Annotated in this window: 16 protein-coding genes; 11 read left to right on the plus strand and 5 right to left on the minus strand. The window is 70.5% G+C overall.

The genetic code is table 11. The features are described from left to right. Positions 1-58: 58 nt before the first annotated feature. Positions 59-1,054 carry an NYN domain-containing protein gene (locus INT51_RS04205; RefSeq protein ID WP_193103956.1) on the minus strand — a complete coding sequence of 332 codons (996 nt, stop codon included), beginning with the start codon at positions 1,052-1,054 and terminating at the stop codon, positions 59-61. 538 nt (positions 1,055-1,592) lie between these two features. Here INT51_RS04205 and INT51_RS04210 point away from each other — a divergent pair. Further along, positions 1,593-3,251, plus strand: coding sequence for an HNH endonuclease signature motif containing protein (locus INT51_RS04210; RefSeq protein ID WP_193103957.1), 1,659 nt, complete (start codon positions 1,593-1,595; stop codon positions 3,249-3,251). Positions 3,252-3,257: 6 nt separating this feature from the next. On the opposite strand, the gene INT51_RS04215 is transcribed toward INT51_RS04210, so the two are convergent. Beyond that, complete coding sequence (locus tag INT51_RS04215; RefSeq protein WP_193103958.1) at positions 3,258-3,614, minus strand: cupin domain-containing protein; 357 nt, start codon at positions 3,612-3,614, stop codon at positions 3,258-3,260. Between the two features lie 98 nt (positions 3,615-3,712). Here INT51_RS04215 and INT51_RS04220 point away from each other — a divergent pair, with 98 nt between their 5' ends. Further along, positions 3,713-4,174 (plus strand): hypothetical protein, encoded by a 462-nt coding sequence (locus INT51_RS04220; RefSeq protein WP_193103959.1) that lies wholly within the window; start codon positions 3,713-3,715, stop codon positions 4,172-4,174. A 30-nt stretch (positions 4,175-4,204) separates the two neighbouring features. On the opposite strand, the gene INT51_RS04225 is transcribed toward INT51_RS04220, so the two are convergent. Beyond that, positions 4,205-5,113, minus strand: coding sequence for a LysR family transcriptional regulator (locus INT51_RS04225; RefSeq protein ID WP_193103960.1), 909 nt, complete (start codon positions 5,111-5,113; stop codon positions 4,205-4,207). Positions 5,114-5,184: 71 nt separating this feature from the next. On the opposite strand from INT51_RS04225, the gene INT51_RS04230 reads away from it, so the two are divergent. Genes INT51_RS04230 through INT51_RS04255 form a run of 6 tightly spaced genes read left to right on the plus strand, consistent with a single transcriptional unit; the run spans position 5,185 to position 9,844 of the window. Then, positions 5,185-6,213 (plus strand): YeiH family protein, encoded by a 1,029-nt coding sequence (locus tag INT51_RS04230; RefSeq protein ID WP_193103961.1) that lies wholly within the window; start codon positions 5,185-5,187, stop codon positions 6,211-6,213. Between the two features lie 30 nt (positions 6,214-6,243). Further along, complete coding sequence (locus INT51_RS04235) at positions 6,244-6,651, plus strand: molybdopterin-binding protein (RefSeq protein ID WP_370540779.1); 408 nt, start codon at positions 6,244-6,246, stop codon at positions 6,649-6,651. Next, positions 6,648-7,391, plus strand: coding sequence for a molybdate ABC transporter substrate-binding protein (modA, locus tag INT51_RS04240; protein ID WP_193103963.1), 744 nt, complete (start codon positions 6,648-6,650; stop codon positions 7,389-7,391). Before INT51_RS04235 ends, modA begins: the two co-directional genes overlap by 4 nt. Next, positions 7,388-8,158: an ABC transporter permease gene (locus tag INT51_RS04245; RefSeq protein WP_193103964.1), complete on the plus strand. Its 771-nt coding sequence runs from the start codon at positions 7,388-7,390 to the stop codon at positions 8,156-8,158. The genes modA and INT51_RS04245 overlap by 4 nt, the downstream gene beginning before the upstream one ends. Beyond that, complete coding sequence (locus tag INT51_RS04250) at positions 8,155-9,207, plus strand: sulfate/molybdate ABC transporter ATP-binding protein (RefSeq protein ID WP_193103965.1); 1,053 nt, start codon at positions 8,155-8,157, stop codon at positions 9,205-9,207. The genes INT51_RS04245 and INT51_RS04250 overlap by 4 nt, the downstream gene beginning before the upstream one ends. Positions 9,208-9,229: 22 nt before the next feature. After that, entirely contained in the window at positions 9,230-9,844 is a 615-nt protein-coding gene (locus INT51_RS04255) for an endonuclease III domain-containing protein (RefSeq protein WP_193103966.1), read from the plus strand. Here the strand turns inward: INT51_RS04255 and INT51_RS04260 are convergent. Next, the gene (locus INT51_RS04260) at positions 9,813-10,076 is read right to left on the minus strand and encodes a helix-turn-helix transcriptional regulator (protein WP_193103967.1); all 264 of its coding nucleotides are present in this window, start codon (positions 10,074-10,076) and stop codon (positions 9,813-9,815) included. The two genes, INT51_RS04255 and INT51_RS04260, sit on opposite strands and share 32 nt — an antisense overlap. Positions 10,077-10,142: 66 nt before the next feature. Between INT51_RS04260 and map the strand changes: the two genes are divergently transcribed. Beyond that, positions 10,143-10,913 carry a type I methionyl aminopeptidase gene (gene map, locus INT51_RS04265; RefSeq protein WP_193103968.1) on the plus strand — a complete coding sequence of 257 codons (771 nt, stop codon included), beginning with the start codon at positions 10,143-10,145 and terminating at the stop codon, positions 10,911-10,913. Here map and INT51_RS04270 read toward each other — a convergent pair. After that, positions 10,897-11,733, minus strand: a complete 837-nt coding sequence (locus INT51_RS04270) for an alpha/beta fold hydrolase (RefSeq protein ID WP_193103969.1) — start codon at positions 11,731-11,733, stop codon at positions 10,897-10,899. The two genes, map and INT51_RS04270, sit on opposite strands and share 17 nt — an antisense overlap. A gap of 57 nt (positions 11,734-11,790) precedes the next feature. Here INT51_RS04270 and INT51_RS04275 point away from each other — a divergent pair, with 57 nt between their 5' ends. Together INT51_RS04275 and INT51_RS04280 are read left to right on the plus strand one after the other, a co-directional pair. Further along, positions 11,791-12,264, plus strand: a complete 474-nt coding sequence (locus INT51_RS04275; protein WP_193103970.1) for a MarR family winged helix-turn-helix transcriptional regulator — start codon at positions 11,791-11,793, stop codon at positions 12,262-12,264. Further along, complete coding sequence (locus INT51_RS04280) at positions 12,261-12,845, plus strand: GyrI-like domain-containing protein (RefSeq protein WP_193103971.1); 585 nt, start codon at positions 12,261-12,263, stop codon at positions 12,843-12,845. Before INT51_RS04275 ends, INT51_RS04280 begins: the two co-directional genes overlap by 4 nt. Positions 12,846-12,849 lie beyond the last annotated feature (4 nt).

Raw genomic sequence — 12,849 nt, forward strand, 5'->3', positions numbered from 1 at the left:
CCCTAGGCCCAGGGGGCTGCGTGACCTTCTCGTGACGTGCCGTCTCAGGAGTGGAGCATCAGTACTTCGCGCGCACCAGCCGCTCGTGCCCGGTCTCCTCGAGCACGGCGATATCCGCATTGGACTTCAGGAAGTCGGAGAAGGAGCGGAAGCCGAGGGACTTCTCGCTGAACGAGGGGTCCATGCGGCGCATGTGGGACTTCACGGCGGAGCTGTGCAGCCACTCGCTGTCGCCGCGACCACCCAGCTGGAGCGCGCGCTGGAGCAGACGGGTCGCCGCCTCCCGCGGATCCTCGGTGACCTCGTCGGCCTCTTCCGCAGCGTCCGCGGCGTCAGCGGCGTCCTGAGCTGCTTGCGCGGCAACGTCGACCGCTGCATCAGCGGAGCTCGTGTCGGGGGCCTTGCCACGACCTCGGCCCTCGTTCCCGGTGGTGGTGCCCGCGCTGCCCTGGCCCCGTCGGGAGCGGGTCCGCTGGGCGGGTTCGGGCCGCTCGATGCCGGGTAGGTTGTCGTAGGACTCGAACTCGTCGCAGGCCGCGGCGAGGGACTTCGCGGTGGAACCGGCGACCCCCATGCCGATCACGTAGCGACCCAGGCGCTTGCAGCGCTGGGCCAGGGGAACGTAGTCGGAGTCGCCGGCGACGATCACCACGTGGGTCAGGTCGGGGATGCGGAACATGTCCTCGACGGTGTCGACGGCCAGGCGGATGTCGGCGCCGTTCTTCGCGTAGGCCGCGGCCGGGAACAGCTGGACGAGGTCGACGGCGCGGGAGACCAGCTGCGAGCGGTACTCGGCGTTCAGCGGGGCGGACCAGTCGGCGTAGGCGCGGGTGAGCATCAGGGAGCCGAAGGAGGCTGCGTAGTCGATGATCGCGCCGACGTCGACCGTGGCCTTCGCGAGGCGCTCGGCGATCTCCGGTTCGGTGGGGTCCTCCGCGATGCGCTGGCGATCGCGGCTGTACGCATTGCGTCCGTGGACGCGGTCGTACCAGGACATGATGATGTTGTCGAAGTCCAGGTAGACGGCGACGCGGGGATCCTGTGGTTCTGCCATGGGTCCAGTCTGACTGGTCGCCGCAGGGATGGCGGACGGGAGAGACGCCAGCGCGTCACGATGCTCCGCCGATCGGCATCGCGAGAAATCCATAACACCTTCCCGGCTCACACCCTGCGGTGCGCACATGTGGGCGGCGTCACGCAGCGCGATCGAGGCGGGCGCACCTCTATTTCGCAGTATTCCCCAGAAGCACCCGGATGCCTTCTCTCTCCACGCGATCAGCCTACGGTTCGACGGTCCTGCACCCGCCCCTGGCCTCTGAGTGCAGCAGCAGGCGCGGCCCGCATCAAGAGCGTGTCGTCACCCGTCAACCCCCTCCACTCCAATTGTGGATAAACAACCCCGGAGGAGGAGCCATTCCTCCTTCCTCCATGGACCCCCTTTTTCCACACTCTGTGGATACACGTCGGAAACGATATTGACGTTGTCCACACCTCTTCCCTCGCAGATATTTCTTCGCTACTGTCGGAGCTATCGAACACACGTGCGGGGTGCGAAGACGCACCCGGGATCCGGGAGCTGGGGGTGGATGGCCATGAGCGCAGTCACGTGCGGCTCCTCTGCGGAGAGCGGCGATGAAGGCCGCGGTGTGGACCCCTCGGTCCTGGCCTTCCTCGACTCGCTTCCGCGGCGCCTGCGCCAGGTCAACGCCCGCAAACCCTTGACGCGGGCGGCCCTCCCGGTTCGAGGCGAGAGCACGGGCGATCCCGTGCTGAGCGCCGCCGCCCAACGCGCGTGGGACGCCGAGAAGAACAGCGCCCTCGCCCTCGCTGAGCGGTACCGCGCCGTGGCTGCGCTCTATTCGTGCGAGGTCGACGGTGAGGTGCCGGAGGACGAGGACGATCTCGACACCGTGCGCACCGCCCTCGCACTGCGCGTCACCCACGGTGTCGCGAACTGGGAACTCCGCACCGCACACCAGGCCGTGGACCAGTTCCCCCGCACCCTCGAGCTTCTGGGGACCGGCCGCTTCCCCTCCTGGTGGTTCTCGCGGATGCTCCGCGAGGCGCGGTCGCTGACCGATGAGTCGCGCCGCCTGATCGACATGGCGATCGCCACCTGGTCCACGGACATCACCGCGGAACGTTTCGTCACGCTCCTCAATGCCCTCGTGCAGCTCATGGCACGGCGAGAGGAGGAGCCGGAGGAAGAGCGGGCCGAGCCCGTCCGCACCGTCGAACTCGCCCCCGAGGCCCTCCAGGGGATCGGGTCGATCACCGTGCGCGGCCCGATCCCCGAGATCCTGGCGTACTGGAAATCGCTCGAGGAATCCGCCCAGGGCATCCAGGCCGCCCAGCGCAAAGCATTGAAGGAAGGTGGCGACATTCCGTTCGACATGGACGAGATCGCGACCCGCACGGGCCGGCCGATCCCCCTGGCTCGACTGCGCTACGCACTGACGCTCGGAGCTCACCTCGACGCCGACGGCGCGAAGGTCCCCGCGGAGCGGTTCCGCCTCAACGTCACGGTGCCGGCGCTGACCCTGCTCGGCGCCTCCGATGCACCCGGGATGGTCGAGGGTCGCCACCCGATCCCGCCGGGCATGGCACGCTCGCTCGCCGGGACCTCGTCGACCTGGTTCCGCGTCCTGACGGAACCTTCCACCGGCGCCTTCCTGCCCTGCCCTCCCGAGAAGTACCAGCCCGACACAGCGATGCTCGAGCATCTGCGACTGCGGAACTCGACCTGTGCCGTCCCTGGGTGCACCAGGTCCACCTCGTGGGCTGCGGAGGGCGACCACATCGAGGAGTACAACCACGTCGAGCCCTCACGCGGCGGCCGCACCGAGATCGAGAACCTGCACCTGCTGTGCTGGCAGCACCACCTCGAGAAGACCCTCGGCCTCCTGGACCCGACGCGGCTCCCGACACCGCGGAACGACCCCGGACGGACGACCTGGCGTGTCGGCGCCCCGGGCGATCACGTCGTCACCACCGACGACATCGACATCGCCACGCGCATCGCCGTGAGGCAGCTCGAGCAGGCGTGGGTACTCCATGCGGACAGGAATACTGCCGGAAAGTCGCCCTCGCCGCCCGGCCCTGCTGCTGGCGAGGATCCTCCGGGACACGATCCGGAGCCGGGCGGAGCCCCTGGCCCACCGATCATCCCTCGACCACCGGATGAGCATCGTCCTGCGGCACCGGAGATTCCGCCCGGCCCCTGGGATCCTGACGATCCTCCACCCTTCTGAGGAAGGTCAACTGCTCATCGTGCTCGGGCCACTCTGGATCTGCAGGGACTGCCGCCGGCGATGGACCGTGAGGTACTCCAAGCCGTCCTCCCCCGCCAGGAACCCGCGCAGCGTGCGTCGCGGCAGGAACGCGATGTCTCCAGGACGCAAGGGCTGCTCCCCGGCCTCCGTGACGAGCGTGCCGCCCCCGCGAAGGACGTGGACGAGGGTGTCCACCTCAGCGCCGACATGCGCCTGGATCGCGTCGCCTGCGGGCAGCCGGATCACGTTGGTGTCGAGCTGGCGGTCCGGCTCCGCGATGGACCACACCGCGCCGCGGCGCGGGTCGTCCGGGAGGTCGTGGGTGTTGGTGAGGATCGGCATGTCGTCGTCTCCCGGCTCTCGTCGTCGCCTCTGAACGTACAGGGAACCCGCTTCCCGGCGGATGTGCAGCGACCCGGTGCCACCCTAGCGTCGTGGCCATGACGGACACCATGACGACCACCCGACGCCTTCCCCTGCTCGCTCTCGTCGGCCTCGCCCTGCTGGGCGTGCCGCGGGTCGTGCTGCACGACCTGGACATCCTCCAGGAGGGCACGCTGCCCAACGCCCTCTTCGTCGCCCTCCCGCTGCTGATCTGGATCGCCGTGGTGCTGTGGCGGCGGGTGCCCCGTCCGCTTCTGACTCTGCTCGCGGTCGGCGCGATCCACGGGGTGCTCCTGGCCCTCACCCACCAGCTGCTGTGGAACGTCAGCCTCGCAGGCGACGTGCCGCAGCTGGGCGGGAACCTCGCCGGCCTCGACCCGACCCTGGAGTCCGTGATCATCCGGGGCTTCGCCGCGATCTCCAGCCTCGTCACCGGTGTCGTGATCGGGGCGCTCACCGGCCTGCTCGCGTGGGCCCTGTCGCTGCTGCGGCGGCGTCAGGAGCCGGTCGCGGGATAGCGCTCCGTCCGTCGTCGACGTGGGGCACCATCACAGCGCCGGCCGCAGGGGTCCTGTGGCGACGGCGACGAGCTCTGCCGCGGCCCCGCTGAGTCGACTCGGCCCCTTCCAGGCGGCCGTCAGGGGCCGGCGCAGCGATGCTCCTGCGACCGGCACCCGATGCAGCTGGCCGGTCTCGAGCTGCGAACGCACGGCCAGCATGCTGAGCACCGCGGGCCCTGCCCCGGAGGCGACGGCGACCCGTACCGCCGCATTGCTGCTGAGCTCCTGCACCGGTGGGGTACCGGCCGCGTCGGGGACCAGCTCTTCGAAGGCGTCCCGGGTTCCTGACCCTCCCTCGCGGACCACCAGTGGAGTCTGCGCGAGCTCCTCGAGCCCGACCGGCTGCTCGCGATCCCCCCAGGGATGGCCCGGGGCGACGACCAGCACGAGCTCGTCCTCGCGCAGCGTGTGGGCGTGGACCCACCGGGGCACATGCGGAGTCTCGATGAACCCGAGCTGCAGCTGCCCGCTGCGGACCTCCTCGAGCACCTGGGTGGAGTTCAGCACCCGCAGGTCCACCCGTACGCGTGGGCTGGTGCGGCGCAGATCGGTGAGCCAGGCGGGCATGAGGTTCTCGGCGATCGTCATCGAGGCACCGACCTGCAGATCCAGCGTGTCGTCGTCGCGACTGTGTCGCAGCCAGGCCGAGAAGTCGTCGGCTGCCTCGAGCAGTTCGCGAGCATGGGCCGCATAGAGCAGCCCGGCCGAGGTCGGGCGCGAGCCGCGCGGGTCCCGGTCCAGCAGCGGCATGCCGGCCTGGGCCTCGAGCTGGGCGATCATGCGGCTCGCGTTGGGCTGGTACATGCCGAGCCGCCGGGCGCCCGCGCCGAGCCCGCCCTCGTCGACGACGGCGATGAACAGTGCGAGGGCCTGCAGGTTCGGGAGAGCATCGGGCATATCAGAAGGATATGCCCTGCTCGAGTATTGCCGTCTACCGAAGGGGGAACGGCGATGGAAGGCTTCTTCGCATGCCAGAGACCGATCTTGTCGACACCGCTGCCACCGCTACCCCGCGGCGCCGGCCTCAGCTCGCTCCCGGCTTGGCGCTCACGCTGTCCGTCGCCGTGCTCGCACAGGTCCTCGCGCCCTTCGTTCCCGGGGTGAGCGCGCTGATCCTCGCGATCGTCGCGGGCATCGTCCTGGCCAACGCGGCGACTCTGCCGCCGTCGTTCGGGGCGGGTATGGACTTCTCGGCGAAGAAGCTGCTGCGGGCCGGGATCGTGCTGCTCGGCCTGCAGCTCGTGCTCGGCGACATCCTCGCGCTCGGCGCCCCGATGCTGCTGGTCGTGGTGCTCGTGGTCACGTGCGGGACCCTCGGCACCGTGGCGCTCGGGCGGCTGCTGAAGGTGGAGCCGCGCCTGTCCCTGCTGATCGCCTGCGGCTTCTCGATCTGCGGTGCCGCCGCCGTGGCCGCCGCCGCCGGAGTCACCGATCCCGACGACGAGCACGAGGAGAACACGGTCACCGCCGTCGCCCTGGTGGTCATCTTCGGGACCCTGATGATCGCCCTGGTGCCGGCGACGGCCGCCGTGCTGGGGCTGAGCACGGAGAACTCCGGACTGTGGGCCGGCGCGTCGATCCATGAGATCGCCCAGGTGGTCGCGGCCGGCGGCGTGCTCGGCGGCGGCGCACTCGCGGTCGCGGTCGTCGTGAAGCTCGCGCGCGTCCTCATGCTGGCCCCGGTGATGGCCGTGCTGAGCGTACGGGAGCGCCGTCGCGGAGCCGTCGATGCGAGGCGCCCGCCGCTCGTGCCGCTGTTCGTCCTCGGCTTCCTGGTGATGGTGCTGCTGCGCTCGTTCGTGCCGTTGCCGGACGTGGTGCTCGGGGCGGGGTCCGTGCTGCAGTCGACCCTGCTCGCCGCCGCCATGTTCGCGCTCGGCACCGGCGTGAAGGTCCGCATGCTGCTCCACGTCGGAGCACGACCCTTCGCCCTGGCCGCACTGTCCACCCTGCTGATGGCCACCCTCGCGCTGCTCGGAGTGGTTCTCGCGGGATAGGCCCCCAATGCCCGCATCTGCGCCGTTATCATGGCATCTATGACGCAGATGCGAGTTCGTGAGGCCGCGACCTTCCTCGGAGTCAGCGACGACACCGTGCGCCGCTGGATCGACAGGGGGACGCTGGAGGCAACCACCGACGCCGCCGGCAGGAGGGTGCTCGAGGGGGTGGAGGTCGCCCGGGTGGCGCGCGAGATCGCAGTGGCCCCGGAGCTCGCCGGTAGCGTGCGGTCCTCGGCCCGCAATCGTTTCGTCGGCCTCGTGACCAGCGTCGTGATGGACACGGTCATGGCCCAGGTCGAGCTGCAGTGCGGACCGTTCCGCGTCGTCTCGCTCATGAGCAGCGAAGCCGCCCGCGAACTGGGGCTCGAGCCCGGGAAGGTCGCCACCGCCAGCGTCAAAGCCACCCAGGTCGTCATCGAGGCGGAGAGCGCATGAGAGCCCGCGTCCGCCTTGCTGGGGCTGCGTCCGGAGTGGTCCTCGCGCTCGGTGCTGCCGGCTGCGGCGGCGGCGATGCGTCCACCACGCTGGTCGTCTATGCCGCGGCGTCCCTGCAGGCGCCGTTCGAGGAGCTCGGCGAGCAGTTCGAGGCCGCCCACGAGGACGTCGAGGTGGAGTTCAGCTTCGCTGGCTCCTCCACGCTGGTCGCGCAGCTCCAGGAGGGCGCTCCGGCCGACGTGTTCGCCTCGGCGGATACAGCGACCATGGACAGGCTCACGTCCGCCGAGCCGGTGGATTTCGCGAGCAATACGCTGATGATCGCAGTGCCCGCAGGGAATCCTGCCCACGTCAGGGACCTCGCGTCCCTGGCCCGGGAGGGCGTCGATCTCGTCGTCTGCGCGCCCGAGGTGCCGTGCGGCGCCGCCAGCGCGAAGGTCGAGGACTCCTCCGGGTTCACGTTCGCGCCCGTCAGCGAGGAGCAGTCCGTCACCGACGTGCTCACCAAGGTCACCAGCGGGGAGGCCGACGCCGGGCTGGTGTACGTGAGCGATGTGCGCAGGGCCGGCGATGCCGTCGAGGGGATCGAGTTCGCCGAGGCCGCCGACGCCGTGAACACCTATCCGATCACCACCGTCGACGGTAGTGCTCACGAGGAGCTCGGCCAGGAGTTCGTCGACCTCGTCACCGGCGGGGCGGGTCTCGCCGTCCTGGACGAGTACGGATTCGCCGAAGCATGAGAACCCTTCCCCGCTGGGTGCTGATCCCTGCCCTGCTCGGCGGACTCCTGGTCCTCCTCCCCCTGGTCGCGATGGCGGCCCGCGTGCAGTGGGACAGCTTCGGCGCCCTGCTGACCAGCGAATCCTCACTCGCGGCACTGCGCCTGAGCCTGCAGACCTCCGCCACGAGCACTCTGGCCTGCGTGATCCTCGGAGTGCCGATGGCACTGCTGCTGGCCCGCTCGGACTTCCCCGGCCTCTCCCTGCTGCGCTCACTGGTGCTGATACCGCTGGTGCTGCCCCCGGTCGTCGGCGGCATCGCCCTGCTGTACACCTTCGGGCGCCAGGGCCTGATCGGTCGCCATCTCGAGGTGCTCGGCGTGCAGATCGCGTTCTCCACCACCGCGGTGGTGCTCGCGCAGACCTTCGTGGCGCTGCCGTTCCTGGTGATCAGCCTCGAGGGGGCGCTGCGCACGGCGGGAACCCGGTACGAGGTGGCCGCGGCGTCGCTCGGGGCGAAGCCGTCTAGGGTGCTGTCGCGGGTGACGCTGCCGCTCGCGCTGCCAGCCCTGCTCTCCGGCACCGTGCTGTCCTTCGCGCGGGCGCTCGGGGAGTTCGGGGCGACCATCACGTTCGCCGGCAGCCTCCAGGGCACCACCCGCACCCTGCCGCTGGAGATCTATCTCCAGCGCGAGAGCGACCCGCAGGCCGCGATTGCCCTCTCCGTCGTCCTCATGATCGTCGCGGTCCTCATCATCGCCGTGGCCCGACGCCGGGTGCCCCTATGAGCCTCACCCTGCGCGCAACGGTGCCCGACCGCGACCTCGATGTCGCCCTCGAGGTCGCCGACGGCGAGACCCTCGCGCTGGTGGGCCCCAACGGCGCCGGGAAGTCGAGCATCCTCTCGCTGATCGAGGGGACCCTGCGACCGGCCACGGGGCGCATCACGCTGGATGACGGCGTCCTGACGGCCCCGGGCACCTGGGTGCCGCCGCATGATCGCGCGGTCACCACACTCACCCAGGACCCGGTGCTGTTCCCGCATCTCACGGTCGCCGGGAACATCATGTTCGCGCTGCGCTCCCACGGCGTGCCGCGCCGCGAAGCCCGTGCGGCGACCTCGCAATGGCTCACCGAGATCGACCTGGCCGAGCTCGCGAGCCGTCGACCCTCCCAGCTCTCCGGCGGGCAGGCACAGCGCGTGGCGATCGCCCGCGCGCTGGCCGCCGGGCCACGACTGCTGCTGCTGGACGAGCCGATGGCCGCGCTGGACATCGACGTCGCGCCTGCGCTGCGCGAGCAGCTGCGTCGGTCCCTTGCCGAGCGCACGGCGATCATCGTCAGCCATGACGTCCTGGACACTGTGACTCTCGCCGACCGGGTCGCTGTGCTCGAGCATGGGCGGATCCTCGAGCAGGGCCCGACGCAGGACGTCCTGGCGCGGCCGCAGGAATCGTTCACAGCGCGCCTGGCAGGGCTGAACCTGCTCACCGGGATCTGGGACGGGCGCGTGGTGCGGCTCGGATCCGACAGGTCGGCGGACGCCCTTGCGGGCTGCCCGGTGGGTCCGCTGGAGTCGGGCAGCCGGGTGCGCGCGGCGGTGCGGCCCGCGCGCGTCGGGGTGGTGGAGGAGGGCGGCGCTGCTCCCCCAGGGGCCACTCTTCTGCGACGTGTGGTGACCGGGCTCGAGCCGTTCGGGGACCTGGTGCGGGTGCGGGCCGGCGGGATCGCGGCGGACCTCACGCCCCATCAGCTGGCACACCTGCCCCTGCGGCCCGGGGACACGGTCGCCCTGTGCGTGAGGGCGGAGGATGTGAGCATCTATCCTGCACACTGAGCCCACGGACGGAGAGGCACCGATGGATGTCGACCTGCGCGCACTCCACGCCGAGCTGCTGCACCGGCACGGCCCGCAGGGCTGGTGGTGGCCCGGCCAGGAGCCCTTCGAGATCGCTGTCGGGGCCGTCCTCGTCCAGCGCAGCCGCTGGGAGCAGGCCGCTGTATCGATCTCCGCTCTGCGCGCCGCCGATCTGCTCGAGCCGGCGGCCCTCGCGTCAGCGGAGGAGGCGCGGGTGCGGGAGCTGGTGCGCGGCTCCGGGTTCCCGACCTCCAAGCCCCGACGGCTGCAGGCACTCGCGCGCTGGGTGCTCGAGCGCGGGACGGCCGCAACGGCCCTGAGCGATGCGGAGCTGCGCGCGGAACTGCTGGGGGTCGAGGGCATCGGCGAGGAGACCGCCGACGCGATCGGCCTCTACTGCTTCGGCCGCCCGGCATTCATCTGCGACGAGTACGCACGACGTCTGCTCCGGGAGCGCGGCGCAGTGGTGCCCGCGTCCTACCGGGCCTTCCGTCGGGCCATCGCCCCAGCCCTCGAGCAGGGGCGCTTCAGCGTCGCCGAGCTCGCAGAGCTGCACGGGCTCATCGTCGAGCAGGGGAAGTCGGCTAGGAGGCCGCGCGCTGCGCTGCTTCGCTGATCTCGGCCCATACGTCGTCGAGGGAGAGACCGAGGACGTCGGCGAGCGCGGCGACAGTGGGGAACGCCGGGGTGGCGACCCGGCCCGATTCGATCTTGCGCAGCGTCTCCGGGGAGACGCCGGCGGCGAGCGCGGTCTCGAGCATCGGGCGCTCGCCGCGGGCGCGGCGCAGCAGGGCACCGAGGCGTTCTCCGCGGGCGATCTCGGCGGGAGTGAGGGGAAGTCTGACCATGACACCGATAGTAATCCCGGGATACTCTTACCGGGATAGTTATTGGCCACGCCCGAGAGGCACCCCATGATCGAGATCCTCAGTCCCGCCGAACTCGCCCACGCCCGGACCTCCGGTGCCCTGGTCGCCGACATCCTGCAGGAGCTGCGCGCCCGCACCACGGTCGGCACGAACCTGCTGGAGATCGACGGATGGGCGAAGGAGCTGATCCTCGCGGCCGGCGCGGAGTCCTGCTACGTCGACTACGCACCGTCCTTCGGTCGCGGGCCCTTCGGCCACTACGTCTGCACGGCCGTCAACGACGCCGTCCTGCACGGGATGCCGCACGACGAGGCGCTCGCCGACGGTGACCTGCTGACCCTGGACCTCGCCGTGCTGCGCCACGGGATCGCCGCGGACTCCGCGATCAGCTTCACCGTGGGAGCCTCGCAGCCAGCGGCGAACACGGCGCTGATACACACCACCGAGCAGGCCCTGGCGGCCGGCATCTCGGCGGCGGGGCCGGGGGCACGGTTGGGCGACATCTCCGCGGCGATCGGCACCGTGCTGCGCGCCGCCGGGTACGCGATCAACACCGAGTTCGGCGGCCATGGCATCGGATCCACGATGCATCAGGACCCGCACGTCCCCAACACCGGTCGTGCCGGCCGCGGCTACCGACTGCGCCCCGGACTGCTGCTGGCGCTCGAGCCGTGGGTGATGGCCGATACCGCCGAGCTCGTCGTCGACCCCGACGGATGGACGCTGCGCAGCGCGACCGGGGCCCGCGCCGCCCACAGCGAGCACACCATCGCGATCACCCAGGACGGCGCGGAGATCCTCACCCTGCCGCGCTGAGCACGTCCTGCACTTCGCGGTCGAAGGCCCCGGGGTTCTCCAGGTTGGGGTAGTGCGCGGATCCGGGCACCTCGACATATCGTCCGTCCGGGACGGTGGCGGCGAGCCGGCGCCCGTTGGCGCGGAGATCGGTGGCGTCGAGAGCTCCGCACAGGGCGAGGACGGGAATCTCGAGCTGACCGAGCCGCTCCCAGGTGTGCGTGACCGGCGTGACCGGGTGAGGCGGGATCGGGGTGCCGTCAGAGGTCATCCGGACATGGCCGGTGACCGTGTCGCGGCCCATCGTCGCGATGAGCTCCCGGACGTCGGGATCGACCTGCTCGAACCGGCGCTCAGGGCCGACGGTGAAGCGCCGGAAGACCTCGAGCCACGCCTCGAGGTCACCGGCCTGCTCGGCGGCCCTCCAATCGGCGAAGGCCTGCACGGTCCAGGGGTCGGTGAATTCTGGCTCGCTGGTTCCAGCGCCGCTGACCACGATCGCTGCGGCTCGGTCCGGGTGCTCGAGGGCGACGTCGCAGGCGGTGCCGCCACCCATGGAGACGCCGACGAGCACGGCCCGCTCGATCTCGAGCGCGTCCAGCAGCGCGACGACGTCGTCGCCCAGGCGGTAAGGAGCCTGTGCGTCCGAGGACTCGCCGTGACCGCGGGCGTCCGGGACGATCAGGCGGTGATCGGGGAAGGCGTCGAGCTGGGGATGCCACATGCGCTTGTCGACCGCCCCACCGTGGAGGAGGACGAGCGGGGGCGAGTGGGACTGCCCCACATCGAGGTAGGCGATGCGCTGGTCGGGAAGGTCGAGGTAGTGCGTCGTCGCTAACATGACACCCAGGGTGTCATGCCCTGAATGCTGTGACAACCTAGGTGTCATACTTGGTGGATGAGCACTCCCCTGGACCCCGACTCCTTGGCGGACCACCTGGCCGCGGTGTACGTGGCGCTGGGGCCCGTCTATCGGCGGGTCGCGCGGATCGTGGAGCGGGACGAGGCGCTCAGCGGGCTCTCCGTCGGCGTGCGCAATGTGCTCGATCAGCTGCGACGGGACGGAGAGCGCACGGTGCCCCAGCTCGCCCGGTCGCAGGAGCTGAGTCGTCAGTTCGTCCAGCGCATGGTCAACGAGGCGCAGGAGGCCGGTCTGGTCGAGCTGATCGACAACCCGGCGCACCGCCGTTCCCGATTGGTGCGGATGACTCCGAGAGGGCTGGAGGCCATCCTGAGGGTCATCGACCGAGAGCATGAGCTGATGAGTCGGGTCGGCGGGGATCTCACCGACGTCGAGCTCGACGCGACGCTGCGGGTGCTCCACCACATGGACCTCGCACTGCTCGAGCTGGAGAAGGAAGGACGACCATGACCCCCACGCCGTTCGACGCCAAGAAGGAGATCGACGCGTACCGGGCCCGCCGCGGGCAGTTCCGGGTGCTCGACGTCCCGGCCATGACCTTCCTCCTGATCGACGGACAGGGCGATCCGAACACCTCGCCGCAGTACGCCGCTGCCCTCGCGACGCTCTATCCGCTGGCCTACGCGCTGAAGTTCCGCAGCAGGGGCGAGCTCGATCGCGACTATGTCGTGCCACCGCTGGAGGGTCTGTGGTGGGCCGAGGACATGGAGGCCTTCACCGCCGCCCGTGACAAGGACCGCTGGCACTGGCGGCTGATGCTCATGACCCCCGACTGGATCCCGCGCGAACTGGTGGAGACCCCCGGTGACGTGCGGTGGGAGCTCTTCGACGAGGGTCGCTGCGTGCAGACCCTGCACGTCGGGCCGTACGACGCGGAAGGGCCGGTGCTGGAACGGATGCATCACGAGGTGATCCCCGAGGAGGGCCTGAGGATGACCGGACGGCACCACGAGATCTATCTCGGCGATCCGCGTCGCGCCGCCCCGGAGCGCCTTCGCACGATCCTGCGCCAGCCGGTCTCGGTGAGATGATGCG

The sequence above is a fragment of the Brachybacterium sp. FME24 genome, from assembly GCF_014897705.1.
Lineage (GTDB): Bacteria > Actinomycetota > Actinomycetes > Actinomycetales > Dermabacteraceae > Brachybacterium.

Excerpts from the sequence above, each read along its gene's own strand:
- INT51_RS04205 (WP_193103956.1), bottom strand. The coding sequence starts at position 1,054 with ATGGCAGAACCACAGGATCCCCGCGTCGCCGTCTACCTGGACTTCGAC.
- INT51_RS04210 (WP_193103957.1), top strand. The coding sequence starts at position 1,593 with ATGAGCGCAGTCACGTGCGGCTCCTCTGCGGAGAGCGGCGATGAAGGC.
- INT51_RS04215 (WP_193103958.1), bottom strand. The coding sequence starts at position 3,614 with ATGCCGATCCTCACCAACACCCACGACCTCCCGGACGACCCGCGCCGC.
- INT51_RS04220 (WP_193103959.1), top strand. The coding sequence starts at position 3,713 with ATGACGGACACCATGACGACCACCCGACGCCTTCCCCTGCTCGCTCTC.
- INT51_RS04225 (WP_193103960.1), bottom strand. The coding sequence starts at position 5,113 with ATGCCCGATGCTCTCCCGAACCTGCAGGCCCTCGCACTGTTCATCGCC.
- INT51_RS04230 (WP_193103961.1), top strand. The coding sequence starts at position 5,185 with ATGCCAGAGACCGATCTTGTCGACACCGCTGCCACCGCTACCCCGCGG.
- INT51_RS04235 (WP_370540779.1), top strand. The coding sequence starts at position 6,244 with ATGGCATCTATGACGCAGATGCGAGTTCGTGAGGCCGCGACCTTCCTC.
- modA (WP_193103963.1), top strand. The coding sequence starts at position 6,648 with ATGAGAGCCCGCGTCCGCCTTGCTGGGGCTGCGTCCGGAGTGGTCCTC.
- INT51_RS04245 (WP_193103964.1), top strand. The coding sequence starts at position 7,388 with ATGAGAACCCTTCCCCGCTGGGTGCTGATCCCTGCCCTGCTCGGCGGA.
- INT51_RS04250 (WP_193103965.1), top strand. The coding sequence starts at position 8,155 with ATGAGCCTCACCCTGCGCGCAACGGTGCCCGACCGCGACCTCGATGTC.
- INT51_RS04255 (WP_193103966.1), top strand. The coding sequence starts at position 9,230 with ATGGATGTCGACCTGCGCGCACTCCACGCCGAGCTGCTGCACCGGCAC.
- INT51_RS04260 (WP_193103967.1), bottom strand. The coding sequence starts at position 10,076 with ATGGTCAGACTTCCCCTCACTCCCGCCGAGATCGCCCGCGGAGAACGC.
- map (WP_193103968.1), top strand. The coding sequence starts at position 10,143 with ATGATCGAGATCCTCAGTCCCGCCGAACTCGCCCACGCCCGGACCTCC.
- INT51_RS04270 (WP_193103969.1), bottom strand. The coding sequence starts at position 11,733 with ATGTTAGCGACGACGCACTACCTCGACCTTCCCGACCAGCGCATCGCC.
- INT51_RS04275 (WP_193103970.1), top strand. The coding sequence starts at position 11,791 with ATGAGCACTCCCCTGGACCCCGACTCCTTGGCGGACCACCTGGCCGCG.
- INT51_RS04280 (WP_193103971.1), top strand. The coding sequence starts at position 12,261 with ATGACCCCCACGCCGTTCGACGCCAAGAAGGAGATCGACGCGTACCGG.